Here is a 317-nt window from a genome sequence, read left to right as displayed (position 1 = left end):
ATGATTTTGTCATCAAGACCTGAAATACGGGTTTGATGCTTACTGACAAGTACAGGCTCAAAGCTGCTATCACGGTCTCTTGGGGTGGAGATCTCAAGCTCGCCTGTGTCGCTACGGACTCTCTTTTTAGTGTGCCCATTGCGCTTATTAGGCCTGTCTGCCTTTTCATGCTTGGGGTAGCCGAGATGCTCTTCCATTTCTGCTTCTAAGGCAGTGTCGATGAAGGACTGCATGAGCTGCTTTTGAAAGTCTTTGATGTCATCGAAGCTTTTCATGCTGCTGGCCATTTGCTCAGCCAGTTTCTTGATGTCAGATTG

General features: G+C 47.3%; 1 protein-coding gene. It reads right to left on the bottom strand.

The features are described 5' to 3' along the window. The coding region (locus ACT3QP_RS15145) for a transposase (RefSeq protein WP_443554940.1) at window positions 1–317 on the bottom strand (317 nt) is incomplete at both ends.

It is taken from the genome of Psychrobacter sp. AOP7-B1-24 (genome assembly GCF_052376215.1).
In the GTDB taxonomy this organism is placed as follows: Bacteria; Pseudomonadota; Gammaproteobacteria; order Pseudomonadales; family Moraxellaceae; genus Psychrobacter.
Note: the sequence above shows the minus strand (reverse complement) of the source record. Positions and strands in the feature narration are given on the sequence as shown.